Source organism: Demequina activiva (assembly GCF_016862815.1).
Lineage (GTDB): Bacteria > Actinomycetota > Actinomycetes > Actinomycetales > Demequinaceae > Demequina > Demequina activiva.
This window is the reverse complement of record NZ_BONR01000003.1, coordinates 204,301-225,571: the sequence shown is the minus strand read 5'-3', so window position 1 is coordinate 225,571 and position 21,271 is coordinate 204,301. Positions and strand designations below refer to the sequence as shown.

The window sequence follows — 21,271 nt, the reverse complement described above, 5'->3', positions numbered from 1 at the left end:
GCGCCGCCCGCCGAGGGTCAGAGCTCCGTGCGGTGGAAGTTCGCCCAGCTCTTCGACGCCGTGGGTCCGCGCTGGCCGCGGTAGCGCGAGCCGTACTTCGCGGAGCCGTAGGGATGCTCGGCCGGGGAGGACAGCCGGAAGAAGCACAGCTGGCCGATCTTCATGCCGGGCCACAGGTTGATGGGCAGCGTCGCCGTGTTGGACAGCTCAAGCGTGACGTTGCCCTCGAAGCCGGGGTCGATGAAGCCGGCGGTGGAGTGGGTCAGCAGGCCCAGGCGGCCCAGGGAGGACTTGCCCTCGAGGCGTGCCGCGATGTCGTCCGGAAGCGTCACGGACTCGTAGGTCGAGCCCAGCACGAACTCTCCGGGGTGGAGCACGAACGGCCGGTCCGCCTCGACGTCGACGAGGCGCGTGAGGTCCGGCTGCTCGATCGACGGGTCGATGGCCGCGTACTTGTGGTTGTCGAACACCCGGAAGAACCGGTCCAGCCTGACATCGATCGACGAGGGCTGGATCATGTCCGGCTCGTAGGGGTCCAGAGCCACGCGCCCGGAGTCGAGCTCGGCGCGGATGTCGCGGTCGGAGAGCAGCATGGCGACACCGTACCGGGTGGCAGGTCCGCTGCCCAGGCGTGCGCGCGTGGACCGCGCGGACGAGCGTGCTCGAATCGTTACGTCGCAACGTTTCGACTTCCAGTAGAGTGTGTCCGTTCCACTGACGAACGGAAGGCTCCACCCATGCAGTTCGGCCACTTCGACGACGAAGCCCGCGAGTACGTGATCACGACTCCGCACACCCCGTACCCCTGGATCAACTACCTGGGTTCGCAGGAGTTCTTCGGGCTGGTGTCGCACACCGCCGGTGGCTACTGCTTCTACCGGGACGCGAAGATGCGTCGCCTGACCCGCTACCGCTACAACAACATCCCCGTCGACGACGGTGGCCGGTACTTCTCGATCAACGACGGCGGCGACGTGTGGAGCCCGTCCTACCGCCCGTACAAGAAGGATCTCGACCGCTTCGAGACGCGTCACGGCATGGGCTACTCGCGCATCACCGGCGAGCGTGGCGGCCTCGAGGCCTCCGTGCTGTTCTTCGTGCCGGTGGACGTCAACGCGGAGATCCACCAGGTCACCCTGACCAACACCTCCGATGCCCCCAAGTCAGTGGACCTCTTCAGCTTCATCGAGTTCTGCCTGTGGAACGCCGAGGACGATCAGACCAACTACCAGCGCAACCTGTCGATCGGCGAGGTCGAGGTCGAGGACGGCGCGATCTTCCACACCACCGAGTACCGCGAGCGTCGCAACCACTACGCGGTCTACGGCGTCAACGCCCCCATCGCCGGCTTCGACACCGATCGCGACGCGTACCTGGGATACGGCAACCGCTTCGACGAGGCGGTGGTGCCGCACAGCGGCGCATCGACCAACTCGGTGGCCTCCGGCTGGTACCCCATCGCCTCCCACCACCTGAAGGCGGATCTCGCTCCGGGAGAGTCCACGCAGTACACCTTCGTGCTGGGCTACCTCGAGAACGCCGAGGACGACAAGTGGGAGGCCCCCGGCGTCGTCAACAAGGCCGCAGCGAAGGAGCTCCTTGCCCGCTTCGCCAGCAACGAGCAGACGGACGCAGAGTTCGCGCGCCTGGGCGAGTACTGGGCCAACCTGCTGGGCAGCTACACGGTGTCCTCCACCGACAGCAAGCTGGACCGGATGGTCAACATCTGGAACCAGTACCAGTGCATGGTGACCTACAACATGTCCCGTTCGGCCTCGTACTTCGAGACCGGCATGGGGCGCGGCATGGGGTTCCGCGACTCCAGCCAGGACCTCCTGGGCTTCGTGCACCTGGTGCCCGAGCGCGCCCGCGAGCGCATCATCGACATCGCGTCCACCCAGTTCGAGGACGGCAGCGCGTACCACCAGTACCAGCCGCTGACCAAGCGCGGCAACCACGCGCTCGGCTCCGGCTTCAACGACGACCCGCTGTGGCTCATCCTGGGCGTCGCCGCCTACATCAAGGAGACCGGCGACTTCGCGATCCTCGACGAGATGGTGCCGTTCGACAACGACGAGTCCAAGGCCGCCAGCCTCATGGAGCACCTCAAGCGCTCGTTCGACCACCCTCTCGAGAAGGCCGGCCCGCACGGGCTGCCGCTCATCGGCCGTGCGGACTGGAACGACTGCCTCAACCTCAACTGCTTCTCCACCACCCCGGGCGAGTCCTTCCAGACCACGGGCAACAAGACCGGCGGCGTCGCCGAGTCCGTCTTCATCGCGGGCATGTTCTGCGCGATCGGCCCCGACTATGCCGCGCTGGCACGCCGGCGCGGGGACGAGGCGGAGGCGCAGCGCGCGGAGAAGGCCGTCGCGGACATGCGTCAGGCCGTCACGGACCACGGCTGGGACGGCGAGTGGTTCCTGCGCGCCTACGACTACTACGGCAACAAGGTGGGCACGCACGAGACCAAGGACGGCCAGATCTGGATCGAGCCGCAGGGATACTGCGTCATGGGCGGGATCGGCCTCGAGGACGGCAAGGCCGTGGCTGCCCTAGACTCGGTCCGCGAGCGTCTCAACACCCCGCACGGGATCGTGCTGCTCAACCCGGCGTACACCGAGTACCACGTGGAGCTGGGCGAGGTCACGAGCTACCCGCCGGGCTACAAGGAGAACGCGGGCATCTTCTGCCACAACAACCCTTGGGTGATCATCGCGGAGACCATCGTCGGCCGCGCAGAGAACGCCTGGGAGTACTACAAGCAGATCGCCCCGGCGTACCGCGAGGAGATCTCCGAGGTGCACCGGACCGAGCCATACGTCTACGCGCAGATGATCGCGGGCAAGGACGCGGAGCGTCACGGCGAGGCCAAGAACTCGTGGCTCACCGGCACTGCGTCGTGGAACTTCGTGACGGTCTCGCAGTACCTGCTGGGTGTGCGCGCCGACTATGACGGGCTCGTGGTCGACCCGTGCATCGGCGCAGAGGTGGGCGAGTTCACGGTCCGTCGCCAGATTCGCGGCGCCGAGTACGTCATCACCGTGACGAACTCCGGCGGCAAGGGCGCAGCGCTGACCGTCGACGGTGAGTCCATCGACGGATCCGTGGTGCCCTACGCCGCACCCGGCTCGACCGTGCACGTCACCGCGACCGTGTAAGGACGGCGCATGCCAGCGAGCGCGGCTCGTGCCGAGACGGTGCTCCGCCCATGATCTCGCATCTGAATCCGGGGTTCGAGCTGGCGTGCTCAGTCAAGCGCGGAGACTCGACGCTGCCGGCCGCGTTCACGACCTTCGCCACGGTGTTCGAGCGTGAGTTCGTGGCGCGGCCTCTCGCCGTGGACCTGGAGCTCCTGCTCACGGGGCGCGGCCCCCTGCTCGTGGCACGCGTATGGATCGAGCGCGAGGCAGCCATCCCGCACCTTCGGGGCCCCGACGGCAGGTACGACGGATATGTCGATTTCATGGAACGGCGCCGCCACGAGCTGCCGCGCATGTTCGCCCAGCACACGGACGCCACAGCCTTCGCGCCATACGTGCGCCGCAAGGGCGTCGAGGTCGAGGACCTCGCGCAGCTCCCGCAGTCGGTGTACCTCTGCGAGTTCGAGGTCGCGGCGATCCAGGCCGTCCATGACGCCGTGGGCGTCGAGACGCTGCGCTCGTGGGGAGCGTCACTCGGCCTGGGAGACGATCTGTGGCTCGTGACGTCGATGGGTGGCGCACCGCCGGTCGTCTTCGTCCAGACCGCAGCACAGGCGACACAGCTGCGGAGCTCCGGTGCGCTCGTCCAGTGGCGTGACGCGTACTTCGCGCTCGCCAGCGCCTACGACGAGTTCCACTGCCTCGAGGTGGGGAGCTGCGCCGTGAGGGTGGACTCGCGGGAGACCTTCGAGACCCTCTACGGCTCGAGCTGGTACCAGTACTGGCACTAGCCCCGTCGCGGCGGAACGTCAGCGACGGGACCTGCCCGGCTGCGAGATCAGCTCTCCCGCGTGGGCTCGGCCTGACGGTCGGAGGGCGAGGACTCGGCCGGCTCCGGCTGGGCCGCGCGGTCGCGCGCCCTGCGAGACACGACCGCACGCGCGGTGAGCACGATCACCAGGCCGATCAGGGCGATGAGCGCGAGCCACGGCAGCAGGACTCCGGTGACCACGAGAACGCCTGCCGTGAAGCTGACGAGTCCGTCCCAGCCGGCCACGAGACCGTCCCAGAAGCTCTGGGGGTCGTCGTCGACGATCACGACCGGCTCCGTGGTGAGAGACAGATCGATCGTGGACATCGACACCTGATCGTCGAGGCCGCGCTGACGTGCCTCGAGGCTCTCGAGCTCGGCCTGCCGACGGTCCAGCTCGTCCTCGAGCGTGATGATGTCGGAGATGTCCTCGGCCTGCACCAGCAGCGCTTCGATGCGCTCCGTCGATGCGCGCAGCGTGGAGATCTGCGCCTCGAGGTCCGTCACCTCACGCGTCACGTCCGTCGAGTTGGTGCTGTACTCGTCGACGGTGCCCAGCTCCCGCAGATCGTCCACCACGGGGTCGAGGCGGTCAGAGGGGATCCGCAGCGTCAGCCATGCCGAGCCGCCGTCGTACTCGTCGGGGGCGATCTCGCTGCGCGCATCCACGCGACCCCCGGCGTCCTGGACCGTGTCGACGGCCTGGTCGGCAGCGGCGAGCGGGTCCTCGACAGTGATGTACAGCGATCCGGTGACGATCACCGAGCGGTCGCCCGGCTGCGCCGCGGCGCCGTCGACGGCGGCGCCGTCCTCGGACTCCGCAGAGGCCGCATCGGCGCCGCCGAAGTCGGCCTCGCTCGCGGTCTCAGCCGAGTCCTGGCTGCCCGACGAGCAGGCGGTGAGGAGGACCGCGGTGGCGAGGATACCGGCGACGATGCCGGCCCAGCGGGTGCGTGCTGTCATGTCGCTCATAGTAGGGAGACGCTCGGCGCACCAGAAGCGTTGGGCGGCAACTGTCGCCGCACCGTGACCTCCCGGGCCTCGGCCCTGAGGGTCCGTGCGGACGCTCGCTTGTGCCTGATGCGCGCGAGCCCAGTACAGTAGCGGGCGTCGCTAAGACCTGACGACGCCCTTTCGCGCGCCCCCAGGTCCTGGCGCGCCGCTCGCCGAACACCGATGGGAACAGCAATGCCGAAAGCCAAGAGCGCGCTCAAGCGTCTCGCCGTCAACCGGGTGACCCGCCCCGCATGGAACGCCGTCTACAAGGTGAGCGGGAAGGCAGCGGGCGGTGACGGCCAGACGAAGGCCGTCGCTCAGCTCAAGGCGCGTGAGAAGCGTGCCACCGAGCAGAGCGCCCTGCGTGAGCGCAAGCTCAACGAGCGCCTCGAGATCCTGCGCTCCCGCGCGGACCGGTCGTCCGCGGAGGTGGTGCGTCAGCGCAAGACGCTGGGCCACGAGGCCACCCTCGCGCAGAGCCTGGCCCTGGGCCTCGACCTGGAGACCGCCGTCATCGACTTCGCGCGCACCTCCAACGGCGAGCTGCAGCGCGTCGACGCGCGTGCCGTGCTCCAGACCCTGTTCGACGGGGACAGCAACCGCGAGCTCGGGGCGCTGGGCCTCGGAATCTTCCTCGACGGAGACGGCCTGACCGCCACCGCCCTCGAGTACTTCCGCATCGCGGGCCACGAGCGGGCACGCGCCGCGGCGCCCTTCGAGTACTTCGATGCGTTCCTGAGCGAGGAGCGCGAGGCGGCCGTCGCCGCGCTGATCGAGTACTACGACAGTGCCGAGCTGACGGCGGAGCACCGCATGCGACTGCTCCAGGCCCTCGCCAAGCACCACGTCGAGAGCGAGCTCGAGCCCCGCGCGCTCGCGCTGTGGCAGGAGGAGCAGGAGGAGCCGCGCCTCACGGGCGACGACGCCGTCCAGATCGCGTGGTACCACTCGACGCTCACCCGTCCCACCCCGGACTACGTGACGGACCCTGACGTGGTCAACATCGCGGTCATGGACTACAAGCTCCTGGACTACCGCCGCACCTCCAGCAACCGCGGCGACTACGTGCAGACCCTGGCGGCGCTGTCTCATGTGGTGCGCTTCAGCGACATCGAGTTCGTGGGCGACACCCCCATCGCCGGATACCTCGACGGACTCAAGGACCAGGTCGATCCCGACCGTCGCATCGAGGGCGTCACGACCAAGGTGCAGCCCGTCGAGCTGGACCGCGACTTCGCGAGCGGCCGCGAGTACCCGGACGACACCTGGCTCATCTGCAACGGGTGGTTCATGCACCGCTCGTTCAAGGGCCCGGTGGACTTCCCCTTCCCGGAGACCGTGAACCCCATCATGATCTCCTTCCACATCCAGGACCCCGACGTCCTGACGCCCACGGTGGTGCGCCACCTGCGCGAGGTCGAGCCCGTGGGCTGCCGCGACTGGACCACGGTCTACCGCCTGCGTGACGTGGGCGTGAAGGCCTTCTTCTCGGGCTGCGTCACCACCACGGTGGGCCAGGTGCTGCCGCACGCCGCTGGCACCGGAGACAACAAGCTCGCGCTGGTCGAGACGCCGCTGGACCGCAAGAAGTACGCCGGATGGACGCACGACGAGTTCATCCAGGTGGGACCCCAGGTCCGCGACTTCTCCCTGGTCGAGGGCCTCGAGGACGCGCGGCAGATGCTCGCGGAGTACGCGCCGTACGACGAGGTCGCGACGTCGCGCCTCCACTGCTACCTCCCCGCCCGGTCCATGGGCCTGCCCGTGGACTTCCGTCCCAAGAACCGCGCGGACGTGCGCTTCGAGGGCCTGCTCGACCTGGGCGAGGAGGAGTTCGGAGCCATTCGCGCCGGCATCGAGGACCTCCTCGAGCAGCTGCTGCGAGCCATCCTCGATGGCGCCGGCCGCGACGAGGTCCGCCAGCTGTGGCTGGACCTCACCGCAGACGCCGTCGCGCGCGCCGAGGAGTACTGCACCACGTACGAGCCCGCGCCCGCGTCCTCGATCGATGTGGGCGCCAGCGTGGCGGACCTGCTCGCGACCCGCACGGTGTTCGATCGGTCCCAGGCCGTCTCCGGCGACGAGGTGCACACGGCCTACGCACTCGACCAGAACCTCGAGGACGTGTTCCCGGTGGTGCTGCAGTCCGTCGCGGACCACACCGAGCGCGCCATCACATGCCACGTGATGACCCGTGGACTCGGGGACGAGTTCCGTGAGCGCGTGGTGGGACTGTTCCCGCAGTTCTCGTTCGTGTTCTACGACTTCGACGCCGTCGACTACGGCGACGAGGTGAACCTGCTCAAGCACATCTCGGTCAGCACCATGGACCGTCTGTTCCTGCCCGAGCTGCTGAGCGACCTCGACCACGTGGTCTACCTCGACATCGACATCCTGGTCCAGGCGGACGTGGGCGAGCTGTGGGACATCGAGCTGGGCGACAACGCCTTCGCCGCCAAGCGCACGCGCCTGCGCAGCTGGGCGAACCTCGTGCGGCCCATCACGCGCGCCTCGCTCCGTTTCGAGCCGGAGAAGGCCTGGGACATGCGCCGCCGCCTGCACGACGAGTCGAACCTCACCGCCCGCACCTTCAACGCGGGGATCCTGTCGATCAACCTCGAGCTCATGCGCTCCGAGGACTTCACCGCCCGGCACATGTTCCTCGTGGAGTCCTGCGCGATGAACGACCAGGACGTGTTCAACATCTACTCGCGCGACCGCGTGGTCGAGCTGGACACCGCGTGGAACACCGTGCCCAGCCAGGACTTCATCGAGCAGCCGCGCATCATCCACTGGGCGGGCCCCGCGAAGCCGTGGAAGCCCACGTACGTGCTCTACAAGGACCGCTACGAGGCCACGCGCGACGCGGTCGCCGCCCGGGCGGGGGCCTAGCGGCCACCGACAGCCGCCACGAACGGCGGCGACGGACAGACAGAGGGCCGATGCCCGGGCGACCCGGGCATCGGCCCTCCGCCGTTCCTCGAGACTGTGCCGGGCACGCCGGTGCGGGAGCCCTTCGGAGCCGCGCCGGACGGCGGTGACCACGAAAGCGAAAGAAACTTCGACCAGGGTGCATCCAAACCGGCTCCTCCGCCGGAAGTAGTGAGTGAAGGAGGTCGCAACCGGCGGTCTCCCGAACGTAGGAGGAGAAGGATCATGCGCAAGTCAGCAATCGCCGGCGTCGCCGCTGGTGCACTCATCGCAGCGGGAGTCGCCATCCCTGCAGCCGCCGTCGAGGACGGCATGTCCGAGCTGTCCGTGCTTCACGGCATCCCCGACACTCCGGTCGACGTGTACGTCAACGGCGAGAACACGATCGACGACTTCCAGCCCGGTGACCTTGCCGGCCCCCTGAGCCTCGAGCCCGGCGACTACGAGGTCGCGCTCACCGCGACCGACGCCGCCGACGACTCGGAGCCGGTGCTCGGCCCCATCACCCTGACCCTCGAGGCGGACATGAGCTACACGGCCGTGGCCCACCTCGACGCGGACGGCAACCCCACCGCGAACCTGTTCACCAACGACATCTCCGAGACCGCTGCGGGCGAGGGTCGCCTGACGGTTCGCCACACCGCTGCCGCTCCCGCGGTCGACGTGTGGGCGGACGGCGCGGTGCTGTTCGAGAACCTGTCGAACCCCGATGAGGTCATGGGCGACGTTCCCGCCGCCACCTACGAGGCCGCGGTGTCGCTGACCGGCGAGACCGACCCCGTCCTGGGCCCGGTCGACGTGGAGATCGCGGATGGCGTCAACACCATCGTCTACGCGTGGGGCTCGGCTGAGGCCGGCAACCTCGACGTTGCGGTCCAGACCGTCGACACGCACGCGTCCAGCCCGTCCGGCGTCGCCGCCGGCACCCAGGGCCTCGCGGACGAGCGCGGCGTTCCCGCCGGAGCCGTCGCAGCGATCCTGATCGCCCTGGCGCTCGCGCTGGGTGCGGGGGCCCGCCTGGCGGTCACCCGCCGCTGACGTAGCCCGTACGCTGCGGGGGTGCGGCGATCGACGCACCCCCGCAGCCCCGACTCCGGACAGCCCGATTCTCGACTAGGAGCAGCCATGCGTGCCGTCGCCCTCCTCGCCTTGTGCCTGGTGCTCACCGCATGCTCTGCAGGCGGCAGCGTTCCCGGTGCCGCGAGCACGCGCGACGGCCGCGCTCCTGTTCCAAGCCCCAGCGCCAGCGCCAGCGCCGGCTCCGAGGTGGGGGCGGTTCGGGCGCCCGCCCTGCTGGGCGAGGTGGAGGTGCGCGACGCCTCTCCGGAGTCGCTCGAGCAGCTGCGCTCCGAGCCCCCGCAGAGCCTCCAGATCGACTCGCTCGGCATCGACATGACCGTCGCCGATGTGGGCCTGGCGGAGGACGGCTCGATGGAGATCCCCGCCTCCGCCGCGGTCGCCGGCTGGTATCGGTTCGGCCCCGCACCGGGGGCCGCCTCCGGCAACGCGGTGCTCGCCGCCCATGTGGACGACCCCGACATCGGACTCGGCCCCTTCGCCAGTCTCAAGGACCTGGGGGAGGGCGACGGCGTCACCGTCACCACCGCATCGGGCGACCCGCTGGACTTCACCGTCACCCGTGTCGAGCGCACCAGCAAGCGCGAGGTCGACATGAGCCTGGTGTTCTCCCGCGACGGAGAGCCGCAGCTGGTCCTGGTGACCTGTGGTGGACGCTTCGACTGGGATACGGGACACTACGAGGACAACGTCGTGGTCTACGCGACGCCGAGCACGGAGCCAGCGGCATGAACGCCGTGGCGGTAGAGGAGAGACCTGCAACGATGGCAGCAGTCCCAGCGTCGCAGCCGGACCGCGCCGCCGTGGCGCGTGCCTTCGCTGCCGGCGACGAGAACGCGCTCGAGGATCTGTACCGGGACCTGTCGCCCCTGATCTACACGATGGCGATGCGCGCGCTCGGCAGCGAGCCGGACGCGGAGGACGTCACGCAGCAGACCTTCGTGTCCGCGTGGCGCGGCCGTGAGTCCTTCGACCCCGAGCGTGGAGACCTGCGCGGCTGGGTGGTGGGAATCCTGCGCCGCCGCGTCGCCGATGCGCTCGAGGCCAGGTCTCGCGAGAATCGGCGCCTGGAAGCAGTCCGCGACGCCGCGCCAGCCGAACCAGCACGGGGAGACGACGCCGACAGCGTGCTCCTCGCGTACGAGGTGGAGGCCTTGGGAGACCCGCGCGCGACCATCGTGTCGCTCGCGTTCTTCGAGGGCGCCACACATGAACAGATCGCGCAGCGGCTCGAGATGCCCTTGGGCACCGTCAAGAGCCACCTGCGCCGCAGCCTGATCCAGCTCCGTCACCGATGGGAGGTGTCCGATGTCGCATCTTGATGAGGAGGCTCTCGCCGCGCTCGCGCTCGGCGACGGACGCCCCGACGACTCCTCGCACGTGGGTGCCTGCGCGCAGTGCCGCAGCGAGCTCGACGCCTTCGAGGCCGCCGCGCTGCGCGTGGGCGCCGCATCGGGCGCCGGGCCCCTGCTGACGCCACCTGATCGGGTGTGGGACGCGATCCGTGCGGACGTCGCCGCGCCGCGCGCGGCCCAGCCGGTGGAGCCCATCCATGCCGTCCAGGCGAGCGAGCAGCGCGAGCGAGCCCGAGCATCGGCCGTCGAGGACGACCTCGCCCCGCGGCGGCGTCGCGCGCCGGCATGGGCGATGGTCGCGGCGGCCGTGGGCGGCGCCGTGCTGGGCGCGGCAGCGGTGATCGGCGGGCTGACGCTGGCGACGGCCGATGCCGGCGCCACCGTGGTCGCCGAGGCGCCGCTGCAGGACCTGTCGACCGAGACGGACGCCGGCACGGCAGTGCTGGAGACGCGCGAGGACGGCACCGAGGTGCTCGTGGTCGACACGGACTTCGTCGAGCCCGACGACGCCTACCTCGAGGTCTGGCTGATCGACGAGAGCATCGAGGGAATGGTGAGCCTGGGCCACCTCACCGGGGAGCGCACGGAGTTCGTGCTGCCCGCCGGGTTCGATGCCTCCGCGTTCCCCATCGTCGACATCTCGGTGGAGCCGCTGGACGGGGTTCCCACGCACAGTGGGGACTCCGTGACGCGGGGCGTGCTGACCGTCTGACGGTGACTACGGGCGGTTGGCGAACCTCATCACGAGGTCCTCGTCGCCGCCGATCACCATGACGTCGTCCGGGTGGATGATCGTGCTCTTGTGTCCGTACTCGAACTCGCCCTCGGGGGACATGACGCCGATCACCTGGATACCGTACTTGTCGCGCAGCTGCAGGTCCGCGAGGGAGAAGTTGTGGGTCTCGCGCGGCGGTCGCATCTTCACGATCGAGAAGCCGGCATCGATCTCGATGTAGTCGAGCATGCGGCCGCCCACCTGGTGGGCGACTCGATATCCCGACTCGGACTCGGGCAGCACCACGTGATGGGCCCCGATGCGCTTGAGGATCTTCGCGTGCTCGTCCGAGATCGCCTTGGCCCAGATCTCCTGCATGCCGGCGTCGTGAAGGTTCCCGGTGATGAGCACCGAGGCCTCGAGCGACGTGCCCACGCTCACCACGGCGGCGGCGAACTCCTTCACGCCGGCCTGCTCCAGCGACAGGGGATCCGACGCATCGGCCTCCACCACGGGGAAGTACTTCGAGTAGCGCTCGACGAGGACGGGGTCGCGCTCGATCGCGAGCACCTCCTGGTCCATGCTGTCCAGGGAGTTGGCGAGGGCGGATCCGAACCTGCCCAGGCCGATGACCAGGACGCCGGATGCTGAGTTGCTAGCCAATGATCGGCCTTTCTGACGGGTAGCGGATCACGCGCCGCTGCTTGTTCAACGCTAGCGCGGCCGCGATCGTGAGCGACCCCACGCGGCCCAGATACATCATCGCGATGAGGGTGCCCTTGGCCTCGGGCGGGAGGTCGGCGGTGATGCCGGTGCTCAGACCGCAGGTGGCGTACGCAGACACGACCTCGTACAGCGCCTGGTCGAGGGGGATGTCGGTCTGGGCCATGAACACCGTGGTGCCGATGATCACGATGAACAGCCCGATGAGCGTGATCGCGACGGCCCCGCGCAGCACCTCCGTGCCGATGCGCTTGCCGAAGGCCTCCATGTCGCGCCGTCCGCGCGCCTCCGCCCAGATCGCGAGCAGCAGCACCGCCAGCGTGGTGACGCGGATGCCGCCTGCGGTCGATCCCGAGCCGCCGCCGATGAACATCAGCACGTCCTCGAGGAGCCATGTCTGCTCGCGTGCCTTGCCGATGTCGAAGCTGTTGAAGCCTCCGGAGCGCTGGTTGATGGACTGGAAGAAGATGTTGCCGATGCTCTTGGCGGAGGAGTGGTCGCCGAGCGTGTCTGGGTTGGACCACTCGAAGACGGCGAGCAGGCCCGCGGAGACCACCGTGAGCGCGGACACCATGATGAGGGTGAGCTTGGTGTGCAGCGACCAGTCCCGCGGCCTGCGCCAGCCGCGGATCAGGTTGAGGTAGACCGGGTAGCCGAGGGCGCCCACGAGGACGCCGAGCCCGATGGGCACCAGCATCCAGAAGTCGCCCGCGTAGGGGATCAGGCCCAGCGGATCCGGGGTGAAGCCGGCGTTGTTGAATGCGGAGATCCCGTAGAAGCCCGAGTAGCCGAGGGAGCGCCAGAATCCGTAGTCCAGCGTGAGGAAGCGTGGGAACAGCACCAGCGCGATGGCGATCTCCACGGAGAAGGACACCACCACGACGGTGCGCAGCAGCGAGCGCAGGTCGCCTAGGCCGGCCGCGCGTGCCTCGCCGGCGGCAAGGAGCCGCTGCGTGAGGCCCAGGCGACGCGAGACCGCGAGCCCCACGAGCGAGGCGAGGGTCATGATTCCCAGGCCCCCGACCTTGATGCCGAGCGCGATGATCCCGAGCCCCCACCCGGACCAGTACAGGCCCGTGTCCACGGTCACCAGCCCGGTGACGCACACCGCGGACGTGGCCGTGAACAAGGCGTCGATGAAGGGGGCGCGCTCGCCCGTCTCCGTGGCGATCGGAAGCGACAGCAGGCCGGTGAACAGGAGGATCACGATCGCGAAGCTGCCCAGCGCCAGGCGCGCGGGGGACTTGAGGAGGGACGTGTCGACCCATTCGCCGACAGCGGCGCCCGCCTCGCGCAGCTTGTCCATGCGACTCCTTGTCAGCCCCGGTTCCACCCACCGCGGGCACGCCGCGACGAGGCGCGCGAATGCCCGCCTCTAGACATCATCGGCACGTTTCCCACTCTTCACAACTGTCACTTCTGCCACTACAGTTGGGGAAGCGTTCAGCCGATAGCCTTGCCGAACGCGAGATGAGGGAGACAGGAAACGCATGGCTGACAACGGCGCGTCGCGCACCACGTTCCTCACCGTCGCTGAGGTCGCAGACATGCTGCGGGTGTCGCGCATGACGGTGTACCGCTGGGTCCACGCCGGCGACATGCCCGCCGTCCGCTTCGGTCGCTCTTTCCGCGTCCCCGCCGCCGCCGTCGAGACCTTCATGGAGCAGGCCGAGCTCCAGGGCGGATTCGTCGAAGATGACGACCAGCGCTCCGGCACGGTAGGCTAGATCCTTGTCTGTCGCGTCCAGCGCGTTCTGGACGTCGTAGCACCACTCATCTAGTCGAGGTAGGTTCCGTGGGATCCGTCATCAAGAAGCGTCGCAAGCGCATGTCGAAGAAGAAGCACCGCAAGCTGCTTCGCAAGACGCGCCACCAGCGCCGCAACAAGAAGTAGTCCCGCGCCGGGTCTGACCCGGCAGCGATCACGCACACGCCCGTGTCACCGGTTCCGGTGGCGCGGGCGTCGTCGTGTCCCCGCCTCCCCCCACCTCCCAGAATTTGGCACCATTTTCATCGCCCAAGTCGCGAGAAGAGGAAGAAACCTCCACGCGGCACCCGTGCATCGGCCGATGCGCGGTCACCCACGCGTGGAAGTTTCTTCCTCACGCACTCGCTGAGGCGACGAAAAGGGTGCCAAACTCCCCGGGAGAAAGCGGGGGTGGGAGCGGGCGGGCCCTACAGGCCCTTCGCCTCGTCATCGTGGACCCGCGGGGTGGGCCCGACCTCGGCCGTGCGTGCGCGCACGGGCCGCAGCGCTCCGCGCACCGCGGCCCTGACGCCACGCGCGACCGCCAGTCCGGCCCAGACGGTGCCCGTGATCGAGCCCTTCACCACTCCGCGGCGACCGCTCTTGGTGCGCTTGCGAAACTCCTGGATGGGCCAGCCGCGCTCGCGCGCGAAGCGCCGGAGCTTGGTGTCCGGGTTGATCGCGCAGGGGTGGCCCACCGCCTCCAGCATGGGGCCGTCGTTCATCGAGTCCCCGTAGGCGTGGCATCGGTCGAGGTTGAGCCCCTCCTCCAGTGCCAGCTTCCGCACCGCCGTCGCCTTCGCCTCGCGGTGCAGCATGTCGCCCACGAGGCGCCCGGTGTAGTAGCCGTACTCCTGCTCGGCGACCGTGCCGAGCGCTCCGGTGCACCCCAGGCGCCGTGCGATCACGCTGCCCACCTCGATGGGGGAGGCGGTCACCAGCCACACCTGGTGCCCTTGAGCACGGTGCTCGTCGATGATCGCCTTGGTGCCGGGGTAGATCCGCAGCGCGAGCACCTCGTCGTAGACCTCTTCGCCCACCGCGACCATCTCCGCGGCCGACCATCCCTTGATGATGCCCAGGCCCTCATGGCGGAGATCGTCGATCTGCTCCTTGGTCTCGCCGAACATCGAGTACTTGGCGGACTCCCATCCGAACCTCAGGATGTCGCGCTTGCGCAGGTATCCGCGCTGATGCAGGCCGCGCGCGATGTGGTAGGCGGACGCTCCGCGGACGATCGTGTTGTCCACGTCGAAGAACGCGGCGATTCCGGTAGCGCCGGCGTCGCGTGCGGGGCCTGTCACGGTGCCACCCTACCTACCGCGCGCCAACCTCCGAGCCGTACCCTGGTCCGCATGGCCCCCCGCGTCTCCCTTCTGGTCCGCGCTGGCTGCCACCTGTGCGCGGACGCTCGCGCGCTCGTCGAGCAGGAGTGCGCGACGGCGGACGTGGACTGGCGCGAGGTCGACGTCGACGCGCACGAGCGGCTCGCGGAGCGGTTCGGCGACGAGGTGCCCGTGGTCATCGTCGACCAGCAGGTGGTGGGATTCTGGCGCATCGACCCGGCGCGCCTGCGGGCCGCGCTGCAGGCGGGGCCAGGTTCCGTGCACGCCTGAGCCTGGGCGACAATAGACATCATGCCCACGGTCCACCTGCTCCGTCACGGCCACGTCCACAACCCGGACAAGGTCCTGTACGGACGCCTGCCACAGTTCCGCCTGTCGGACGCGGGACAGGCCATGGCGCAGGCGGTCGCCGACGACCTGGTCGCCCGGGGCGCGACGGTGGGCCGCGTGGTCGCCTCGCCTCTCCAGCGCGCGCAGGAGACCGCCGCGCCCATCGCGGCCGCGTTCGGCCTGGGGATCATCACGGACGAGCGCCTGATCGAGGCGGCGAACGCCTACGAGGGACGGCCCCTCCAGTCCGGCGCCGCAGACTTCATCCACCCTCGCAACTGGTGGCTGCTGCGCAATCCCTGGAGACCGTCCTGGGGCGAGCCGTACACCGAGCAGCGCGACCGGATGTGGGCTGCGATCCGCGACGCCGCCGCGGCGAACCCGGGCACGGACACGGTGATGGTCAGCCATCAGCTCCCCATCTGGGTGGCGCGCCTGAGCTTCGAGAAGCGCCGCTATCTGCACGATCCCCGCTCCCGTGAGTGCGGCCTCGCGTCGCTGACGAGCTTCGCGTTCGAGGACGGCGAGCCGGTGGCGATGGACTATCGGGAGCCCGCCGCGCACATCGAGGTCCCGGCGTGAAGCGGTCCGCGCGGCTGGTGCTGCTTGCCGCGGTGCTCATCGCCGTGGTGCTGTGGCTCACGGCGTGCGCGCCCGGCGACGCCACGGAGTCGCCCGGGTACGTCTCCGGCGACGGCACCGTCACCGAGTGGGCCGTGGCCGAGCGCGGCGAGCCCGTCGACCTCGCCGGCACCAGCTTCGAGGGCGAGGCCGTGGACGTCGCGGACTACCGGGGCCAGGTGGTGCTGATCAACACGTGGTACGCCTCCTGCCCGCCGTGCCGGGCCGAGGCGCCCGATCTGGTCGCGCTCGATGCTCGCGAGGACGTCCAGGTGCTGGGCATCAACAGCCGGGACGATGCGGAGACCGCCCTCGCGTTCGACCGCACCTTCTCGGTGGAGTACCCGAGCATCGAGGACGACGACGGCCAGGCGATCGCCCGCCTGCAGGGCCTCGTCGCGATCAATGCGGTGCCCACCTCGCTGATCCTCGACACCGAGGGCCGTGTCGCGGCGCGCGTCATCGGCCGCGTCGAGCCGTCGACGTTGCAGGCGCTGGTCGACGGGGCGGCGTCCTGATGGGTGGGGCGCTCGCGTCCGGGATCGGCACCGAGCTGTCCTCGACCGTGCTGACCGGCTCGCTGCTGGCGGCGATCCCCATCGCGCTGCTGGCGGGCCTCGTGAGCTTCGCCTCCCCGTGCGTGGTGCCGCTGGTTCCCGGCTACCTGGGCTACGTCTCGGGGATGGCGGGGGCCGATGCCGGGGGCAAGGCCTCGCGTCCGCGCCTCATCCTCGGCGTGCTGCTGTTCATCCTGGGCTTCTCCGCGGTCTTCGTGACCCTGAGCATCGTCGTGTCCACCGCGGGTGCGGAGTTCCGGGCGCAGCTCGACATCATCACCCGCGTGCTGGGCGTCCTGGTGATCCTGATGGGACTCGCCTTCATGGGCGCCGTGCCGTTCCTGCAGAATGAGCGTCGCCTGCACATCAGCCCCAAGGCCGGCCTCGCGGGAGCCCCGGTGCTGGGCGTGGTCTTCGGACTGGGCTGGGCGCCGTGCATCGGCCCCACGCTGTCCGCCGTTCTCGCGCTCGGGCTCAACGAGGGCACCGTGCTGCGGGGGTCCATCCTGGCCGTCGTCTACTGCCTGGGCCTGGGCCTGCCGTTCCTCGCGCTCGCGATCTGGTTCGAGCGGTCCGGGACCATCCTGCGGTGGCTGCGCAAGCACCGTCGCGGACTGCAGCTGTTCGGCGGCGCGATGCTGGTGGTGCTGGGCGTGATGCTCGTGACGGGCCTGTGGGGGCAGCTCACCGCATTGCTGCAGGGCTGGATCGACGGCTTCTGGGTGGCGGTGTGATGGCTCGCGTCAAGATGGACAACTACGCCTACGCGGCGGTCCCGAGGCTGGGCTTCGTGGGCTGGCTGCGGTGGATCTGGCGCCAGGTCACGTCGATGCGAGTGGCGCTGATCCTGCTGCTGCTGCTCGCTCTCGCGGCCATCCCCGGGTCCGTGCTGCCGCAGTGGCCCCAGGACGCGGGCGACACGCGCGCCTTCATCGACGCGAACCCGTTCTGGGGCCCGCTGCTGGACGCGACCGGCTTCCTCGACGTGTTCGGATCCGCGTGGTTCACCGCGATCTACCTGCTGCTGTTCGCGTCGCTCATCGGCTGCATCATCCCCCGGTGCCTGGTGTACTGGCGTGAGCTGCGCGCGCCCGTCCCGGCCACCCCCTCACGCCTGGACCGCTATGAGCCCACCACCGCATCGGCCGATCAGGAGCCGCGCGAGGCGCTGGAGGACGTTCGCGTGGCGCTCGAAGGCACCGGCCCCGCGCCGTGGCGCTGGCTCTCCGGCTACCGCGTGCGGATCGACGAGCGCAGCGCCCGTGAGGGCACCGAGCTCGCGCTCAGCGCCCACCAGGGCCACCTGCGCGAGCTCGGCAACCTGATCTTCCACGTCTCGCTCGTGGGCATCCTGCTCGCGGTCGCGGCGGGATCGGTGCTGACGTATCGCGGCCAGGCGCTGATCGTCGAGGGCGACACGTTCACGAACGCCGTGGTGGCGTACGACTCCTACGAGTCCGGCGCGCTGTTCAGCGAGGACCAGCTCGAGCCGTGGACGCTCTCGCTCGACAGCTTCGACGCGCAGTTCAGCCTCGCGGGCGCCCCCACCGAGTTCACGGCCTACGCGACGCTGACCGAGCCCGGCCAGGAGCCGCGTGAGGTCGAGGCACAGGTCAACCGCCCCATTCAGGTCGACGGCGCCAAGATCTACCTGCAGGGCAACGGCTACGCCCCTGTGTTCACCGTGACCGACTCCTCGGGCGAGGTGGCCTTCCGCGGTGCGGTGCCGTTCTTGCCGCAGGACGAGGTCTACACCTCGACGGGCGTCATCAAGGTGCCCGATGTCACCGAGGGCGAGCAGCTGGGCTTCAAGGCGACGCTGCTGCCCACGAGCTCCGGCGACGCGGTGGGTGCGCAGTCGCTGCACCCGTCACCCACCAACCCCGTGATCTATCTCCAGGCCTACACGGGCGACCTGGGACTCGACGCGGGCATCCCGCAGAACGTCTACCAGCTCGACGAGTCCCAGCTGAGCCCCGTGCGCGGCGACGACGGCCAGCCGCTGCTGGTCGCGATGACGCCCGGGCAGACCATCGACCTGCCCGACGGCCTGGGCAGCGTCACCTGGGACAGCCTGCCCCGCTTCGCCGCCTTCGACCTGCGCCGCGACCCGTCGCTACCGTGGCTGCTGGCGGCGGCCATCGGCGCGCTCGCGGGGCTCGCGATGAGCCTGTTCGGGACCCGCCGGCGCATCTGGCTCGTCGCCCCCGCGACAGCGCCCCCAGGCGGCGCGGCTACAGTGGTGACGGCGGCTGCGTGGGCGCCGGCGCACGACTCAGGAGCGGCCGAGGAGCTCGACCGGATCCTCTCCACCGCCCACCTCACGCCCGCCACGAACGAGCACCCCCCGGAGGACCGATGACCGCGCAGGAACTGAGCTGGTACGCGCTGTGGGGTGCCACCGCGCTGTACGCGATCGCGATGGTCGCCTCCTCGATCCACCTCGCGCGAGTGGCCGATGCGAAGGCCGCCGCCAAGGGCAAGGTGCGGTCCGCGGTGGGCGCCTCGAGCGCTGGCTCGAGCGCCGCCGAGGGAGACGCTGCCACGACCTCTGCCCGTGCATCGGCCATTCCCGCGGAACCGATGCGCACCAAGGCCGCAGGCATCGCCGCCTCGACCACCCTGGTGGGCGCGGTGCTCCAGGGCATCGGCGTGGTCGCCCGCGGCATCGAGGCCGGCCATGTGCCGTGGTCCACGATGTACGAGTACACCATCACCGGCACCTGGGTGGCGGTGGTGGTCTTCCTCATCGTGCAGCGCAAGCGTGACGTGTCCTACCTCGCGCCGGGAGTGACCGGATTCGCGGCCATCGCGTTGGGTCTGGGCCTCACCACGCTGTACCAGGCCTCGACGGGCCTGCAGCCCGCGCTCCAGAGCTTCTGGCTGGTCATCCACGTGTCGATCGCGATCATCGCGACCGGCGTCTTCACGGTCGCGTTCGTGGCGACCGTGCTGCAGCTCATGCGCGATCGCCGGGAGGATGAGCCCGTCGACACGGCCGGCGCCTCGAACGCTCTGATCCGGTGGGGCCGGCAGTGGCGCAACGCGAACCTGCGGTTGCTGAAGCGCTTGCGGTGGCTCGAGGGGGTGCCGGAGCCGGAGAAGCTCGAGGCGCTCTCCTTCCGCCTGCACGCCGTGGGCTTCGTGCTGTGGACCTTCACCGTCATGGCCGGAGCGGTGTGGGCCGAGCACGCCTGGGGTCGGTACTGGGGCTGGGACCCCAAGGAGGTGTGGTCCTTCGTCATCTGGGTGATCTACGCCGCCTACCTCCACGCCCGCACCACCCAGGGCTGGGCCGGGCGCCGCAGCGCGTACATCGCCGTCGCCGGCTTCGTGGCGCTGCTCATGAACTTCACGGTGGTCAACCTCGTGTTCCAAGGCCTCCACAGCTACGCGGGGGTCTAGCGGTCGCATGAAGATTGCGATGGTCCTGGACGACTCGATCGACCGTCCGGACGGGGTGCAGCAGTATGTGCTGACCCTGGGGGCGTTCCTCGAGCGTGAGGGCCACGAGGTCCACTACGTGTGCTCGGAGGCGTCCCGCACCGACGTCACCGTGCACTCGCTGGCCCGCAACGTGGGGGTCACCTTCAACGGGAACGGGCTGCGCGTGCCGCTGCCCACCTCGCGATCCATGCTGCGCGATTTCCTCGAGCGCGAGCGCTACGACGTGATCCACGTGCAGATCCCGCACTCGCCGCTGTTCGCCTCGCGCGTGGTGGACGAGGCTCGCCGGGTGCAGGCCCGCACCGTGCGGATCGTGGGGACCTTCCACATCCTTCCCGACGGCGCCGTGAGCGAGTACGGCACCCGGATGCTGGGGCGGTGGCAGCGTCGCAACCTCGCCAAGTTCGACGCATTCTGCGCCGTGTCCGCGCCCGCTGCGCAGTTCGCGGCGCGCGCCTTCGGCATCACCGCAACCGTGATCCCCTGCGCGATCGACACCACTCTCTTCCAGAATTTGGCACCATTTTCATCGTCCAGGGCCCTGGACGATGAAAATGGTGCCAAATTCTCGGAAAGGCGGGGGGAGGGCGGTCGGCTGCGCATCGTCTTCCTGGGACGCCTGGTCGAGCGCAAGGGAGCGCTCGAGCTCATCGCGGCCCTCGGGGCCCTCCCGAGCTCCGTGCGAGACCGGCTCGAGGTGCGCATCGGCGGCAAGGGTCCGCTCGCGGGAGCCGTCGAGGCGGCGGCAGCCGCGCACGGGCTCGAGACCATGGTGACGCTCGACGGCTTCGTGGCGGAGGAGGACAAGCCCGCGTACTACGCGGCTGCGGACATCGCGGTGTTCCCCGCCACCGGCGGGGAGAGCTTCGGGATCGTGCTGATCGAGGCGATGGCGTCCGGCGCCGGAGTGGTGCTGGGAGGCGCGAACCCCGGGTACCTGTCGGTGCTGGGAGACCGTGCGGAGGTCAGCGTCGACGCACGCGACACGGCCGCCTTCGCCGGGGCGCTGCGACGCCTCATCGAGGACGACGCGCTGCGTGCCGAGCTCCACGCCGAGCAGGCCGAGCGGGTCAAGCGCTTCGATGTCGCCGTGGTGGGCGAGCAGATCCTCGCGCTCTACGCCGCCTGAGCCACGAGCCTCCTCCGGGTGAGGGGCTACTCGCCGCCCTGGCGCTTGCGACGGCGCTCCTGGTCGCGCAGCCACGCGAGGTACTCCGGGTCGTCGTCAGGGGCGATGGGGCCGCGCTGCTGCTGGCCACCTGAGGCCGGTCGCGAGAACTTCAGATAGAGCCAGACGCCGGCGCCGATGTACGGGAAGAACAGGATGATGAGCACCCACGCCCAGCGCGGCAGCCCGTACGGCTGCTCCTCGGGATGCTGGACCGCATCAGCGATGCAGTAGACGGCGAGTGCGATGGGGATCACGAACAGCAGGACGCGAAGCATGGCGTCACTCTAACCCCGCGTAATCT

Annotated in this window: 22 protein-coding genes; 16 read left to right on the top strand and 6 right to left on the bottom strand. The window is 69.6% G+C overall.

From position 1 onward, the window contains the following. Positions 1–17: 17 nt before the first annotated feature. Positions 18–593, bottom strand: coding sequence for a dCTP deaminase (dcd, locus tag Dac01nite_RS08500; protein WP_203655907.1), 576 nt, complete (start codon positions 591–593; stop codon positions 18–20). A 144-nt stretch (positions 594–737) separates the two neighbouring features. On the opposite strand from dcd, the gene Dac01nite_RS08495 reads away from it, so the two are divergent. Next, a complete protein-coding gene (locus tag Dac01nite_RS08495) occupies positions 738–3,161 on the top strand; it encodes a glycoside hydrolase family 94 protein (RefSeq protein ID WP_203655898.1) in 2,424 nt (807 codons plus the stop codon). Positions 3,162–3,211: 50 nt separating this feature from the next. Further along, a complete protein-coding gene (locus Dac01nite_RS08490) occupies positions 3,212–3,934 on the top strand; it encodes a hypothetical protein (RefSeq protein ID WP_203655896.1) in 723 nt (240 codons plus the stop codon). Positions 3,935–3,981: 47 nt separating this feature from the next. Here the strand turns inward: Dac01nite_RS08490 and Dac01nite_RS08485 are convergent, their stop codons facing one another. Further along, positions 3,982–4,917, bottom strand: coding sequence for a DUF4349 domain-containing protein (locus Dac01nite_RS08485; RefSeq protein ID WP_203655894.1), 936 nt, complete (start codon positions 4,915–4,917; stop codon positions 3,982–3,984). 225 nt (positions 4,918–5,142) lie between these two features. Between Dac01nite_RS08485 and Dac01nite_RS08480 the strand changes: the two genes are divergently transcribed. From Dac01nite_RS08480 to Dac01nite_RS08460, 5 genes are all read left to right on the top strand, one after another. Then, a complete protein-coding gene (locus Dac01nite_RS08480; RefSeq protein WP_203655892.1) occupies positions 5,143–7,842 on the top strand; it encodes a glycosyltransferase family 8 protein in 2,700 nt (899 codons plus the stop codon). Between the two features lie 264 nt (positions 7,843–8,106). Continuing rightward, positions 8,107–8,919: a DUF4397 domain-containing protein gene (locus Dac01nite_RS08475; protein WP_203655890.1), complete on the top strand. Its 813-nt coding sequence runs from the start codon at positions 8,107–8,109 to the stop codon at positions 8,917–8,919. Between the two features lie 87 nt (positions 8,920–9,006). Continuing rightward, positions 9,007–9,690 (top strand): class F sortase, encoded by a 684-nt coding sequence (locus tag Dac01nite_RS08470; RefSeq protein ID WP_203655888.1) that lies wholly within the window; start codon positions 9,007–9,009, stop codon positions 9,688–9,690. 32 nt (positions 9,691–9,722) lie between these two features. Then, a complete protein-coding gene (locus Dac01nite_RS08465; protein WP_203655885.1) occupies positions 9,723–10,280 on the top strand; it encodes an RNA polymerase sigma factor in 558 nt (185 codons plus the stop codon). Then, a complete protein-coding gene (locus Dac01nite_RS08460; RefSeq protein ID WP_203655883.1) occupies positions 10,267–11,025 on the top strand; it encodes an anti-sigma factor in 759 nt (252 codons plus the stop codon). Before Dac01nite_RS08465 ends, Dac01nite_RS08460 begins: the two co-directional genes overlap by 14 nt. Before the next feature lie 6 nt (positions 11,026–11,031). Here the strand turns inward: Dac01nite_RS08460 and Dac01nite_RS08455 are convergent, their stop codons facing one another. After that, positions 11,032–11,691: a potassium channel family protein gene (locus Dac01nite_RS08455; RefSeq protein ID WP_203655881.1), complete on the bottom strand. Its 660-nt coding sequence runs from the start codon at positions 11,689–11,691 to the stop codon at positions 11,032–11,034. Beyond that, positions 11,684–13,057 carry a TrkH family potassium uptake protein gene (locus tag Dac01nite_RS08450; protein WP_203655879.1) on the bottom strand — a complete coding sequence of 458 codons (1,374 nt, stop codon included), beginning with the start codon at positions 13,055–13,057 and terminating at the stop codon, positions 11,684–11,686. The genes Dac01nite_RS08455 and Dac01nite_RS08450 overlap by 8 nt, the downstream gene beginning before the upstream one ends. Before the next feature lie 184 nt (positions 13,058–13,241). On the opposite strand from Dac01nite_RS08450, the gene Dac01nite_RS08445 reads away from it, so the two are divergent. Together Dac01nite_RS08445 and Dac01nite_RS08440 are read left to right on the top strand one after the other, a co-directional pair. Then, positions 13,242–13,478: a helix-turn-helix domain-containing protein gene (locus tag Dac01nite_RS08445; protein ID WP_203655877.1), complete on the top strand. Its 237-nt coding sequence runs from the start codon at positions 13,242–13,244 to the stop codon at positions 13,476–13,478. 68 nt (positions 13,479–13,546) lie between these two features. Continuing rightward, positions 13,547–13,645: a 30S ribosomal protein bS22 gene (locus Dac01nite_RS08440; protein ID WP_005504750.1), complete on the top strand. Its 99-nt coding sequence runs from the start codon at positions 13,547–13,549 to the stop codon at positions 13,643–13,645. Between the two features lie 281 nt (positions 13,646–13,926). Here Dac01nite_RS08440 and Dac01nite_RS08435 read toward each other — a convergent pair whose 3' ends face one another. Continuing rightward, complete coding sequence (locus Dac01nite_RS08435) at positions 13,927–14,802, bottom strand: HAD family hydrolase (RefSeq protein WP_203655875.1); 876 nt, start codon at positions 14,800–14,802, stop codon at positions 13,927–13,929. 51 nt (positions 14,803–14,853) lie between these two features. On the opposite strand from Dac01nite_RS08435, the gene Dac01nite_RS08430 reads away from it, so the two are divergent. The 7 genes from Dac01nite_RS08430 to Dac01nite_RS08400 are packed head-to-tail and all read left to right on the top strand — an operon-like array spanning position 14,854 to position 20,928. After that, positions 14,854–15,114, top strand: a complete 261-nt coding sequence (locus Dac01nite_RS08430; RefSeq protein ID WP_203655873.1) for a glutaredoxin family protein — start codon at positions 14,854–14,856, stop codon at positions 15,112–15,114. 21 nt (positions 15,115–15,135) lie between these two features. Beyond that, complete coding sequence (locus tag Dac01nite_RS08425; protein WP_203655871.1) at positions 15,136–15,756, top strand: histidine phosphatase family protein; 621 nt, start codon at positions 15,136–15,138, stop codon at positions 15,754–15,756. Beyond that, on the top strand, positions 15,753–16,313 hold the full coding sequence (locus Dac01nite_RS08420) for a TlpA family protein disulfide reductase (RefSeq protein ID WP_239066587.1): 561 nt from the start codon (positions 15,753–15,755) through the stop codon (positions 16,311–16,313). Before Dac01nite_RS08425 ends, Dac01nite_RS08420 begins: the two co-directional genes overlap by 4 nt. Continuing rightward, positions 16,313–17,086 (top strand): cytochrome c biogenesis CcdA family protein, encoded by a 774-nt coding sequence (locus Dac01nite_RS08415; protein WP_203655869.1) that lies wholly within the window; start codon positions 16,313–16,315, stop codon positions 17,084–17,086. Before Dac01nite_RS08420 ends, Dac01nite_RS08415 begins: the two co-directional genes overlap by 1 nt. Continuing rightward, complete coding sequence (gene resB / locus Dac01nite_RS08410; RefSeq protein WP_203655867.1) at positions 17,086–18,714, top strand: cytochrome c biogenesis protein ResB; 1,629 nt, start codon at positions 17,086–17,088, stop codon at positions 18,712–18,714. The genes Dac01nite_RS08415 and resB overlap by 1 nt, the downstream gene beginning before the upstream one ends. Beyond that, entirely contained in the window at positions 18,711–19,757 is a 1,047-nt protein-coding gene (gene ccsB / locus Dac01nite_RS08405; RefSeq protein ID WP_203655865.1) for a c-type cytochrome biogenesis protein CcsB, read from the top strand. Before resB ends, ccsB begins: the two co-directional genes overlap by 4 nt. Positions 19,758–19,764: 7 nt before the next feature. After that, positions 19,765–20,928, top strand: a complete 1,164-nt coding sequence (locus Dac01nite_RS08400; protein WP_203655863.1) for a glycosyltransferase family 4 protein — start codon at positions 19,765–19,767, stop codon at positions 20,926–20,928. 26 nt (positions 20,929–20,954) lie between these two features. Here Dac01nite_RS08400 and Dac01nite_RS08395 read toward each other — a convergent pair whose 3' ends face one another. Next, the gene (locus Dac01nite_RS08395) at positions 20,955–21,245 is read right to left on the bottom strand and encodes a PLD nuclease N-terminal domain-containing protein (RefSeq protein WP_203655861.1); all 291 of its coding nucleotides are present in this window, start codon (positions 21,243–21,245) and stop codon (positions 20,955–20,957) included. Positions 21,246–21,271 lie beyond the last annotated feature (26 nt).

Excerpts from the sequence above, each read along its gene's own strand:
- dcd (WP_203655907.1), bottom strand. The coding sequence starts at position 593 with ATGCTGCTCTCCGACCGCGACATCCGCGCCGAGCTCGACTCCGGGCGC.
- Dac01nite_RS08495 (WP_203655898.1), top strand. The coding sequence starts at position 738 with ATGCAGTTCGGCCACTTCGACGACGAAGCCCGCGAGTACGTGATCACG.
- Dac01nite_RS08490 (WP_203655896.1), top strand. The coding sequence starts at position 3,212 with ATGATCTCGCATCTGAATCCGGGGTTCGAGCTGGCGTGCTCAGTCAAG.
- Dac01nite_RS08485 (WP_203655894.1), bottom strand. The coding sequence starts at position 4,917 with ATGACAGCACGCACCCGCTGGGCCGGCATCGTCGCCGGTATCCTCGCC.
- Dac01nite_RS08480 (WP_203655892.1), top strand. The coding sequence starts at position 5,143 with ATGCCGAAAGCCAAGAGCGCGCTCAAGCGTCTCGCCGTCAACCGGGTG.
- Dac01nite_RS08475 (WP_203655890.1), top strand. The coding sequence starts at position 8,107 with ATGCGCAAGTCAGCAATCGCCGGCGTCGCCGCTGGTGCACTCATCGCA.
- Dac01nite_RS08470 (WP_203655888.1), top strand. The coding sequence starts at position 9,007 with ATGCGTGCCGTCGCCCTCCTCGCCTTGTGCCTGGTGCTCACCGCATGC.
- Dac01nite_RS08465 (WP_203655885.1), top strand. The coding sequence starts at position 9,723 with ATGGCAGCAGTCCCAGCGTCGCAGCCGGACCGCGCCGCCGTGGCGCGT.
- Dac01nite_RS08460 (WP_203655883.1), top strand. The coding sequence starts at position 10,267 with ATGTCGCATCTTGATGAGGAGGCTCTCGCCGCGCTCGCGCTCGGCGAC.
- Dac01nite_RS08450 (WP_203655879.1), bottom strand. The coding sequence starts at position 13,057 with ATGGACAAGCTGCGCGAGGCGGGCGCCGCTGTCGGCGAATGGGTCGAC.
- Dac01nite_RS08445 (WP_203655877.1), top strand. The coding sequence starts at position 13,242 with ATGGCTGACAACGGCGCGTCGCGCACCACGTTCCTCACCGTCGCTGAG.
- Dac01nite_RS08430 (WP_203655873.1), top strand. The coding sequence starts at position 14,854 with ATGGCCCCCCGCGTCTCCCTTCTGGTCCGCGCTGGCTGCCACCTGTGC.
- Dac01nite_RS08425 (WP_203655871.1), top strand. The coding sequence starts at position 15,136 with ATGCCCACGGTCCACCTGCTCCGTCACGGCCACGTCCACAACCCGGAC.
- Dac01nite_RS08415 (WP_203655869.1), top strand. The coding sequence starts at position 16,313 with ATGGGTGGGGCGCTCGCGTCCGGGATCGGCACCGAGCTGTCCTCGACC.
- resB (WP_203655867.1), top strand. The coding sequence starts at position 17,086 with ATGGCTCGCGTCAAGATGGACAACTACGCCTACGCGGCGGTCCCGAGG.
- ccsB (WP_203655865.1), top strand. The coding sequence starts at position 18,711 with ATGACCGCGCAGGAACTGAGCTGGTACGCGCTGTGGGGTGCCACCGCG.
- Dac01nite_RS08400 (WP_203655863.1), top strand. The coding sequence starts at position 19,765 with ATGAAGATTGCGATGGTCCTGGACGACTCGATCGACCGTCCGGACGGG.
- Dac01nite_RS08395 (WP_203655861.1), bottom strand. The coding sequence starts at position 21,245 with ATGCTTCGCGTCCTGCTGTTCGTGATCCCCATCGCACTCGCCGTCTAC.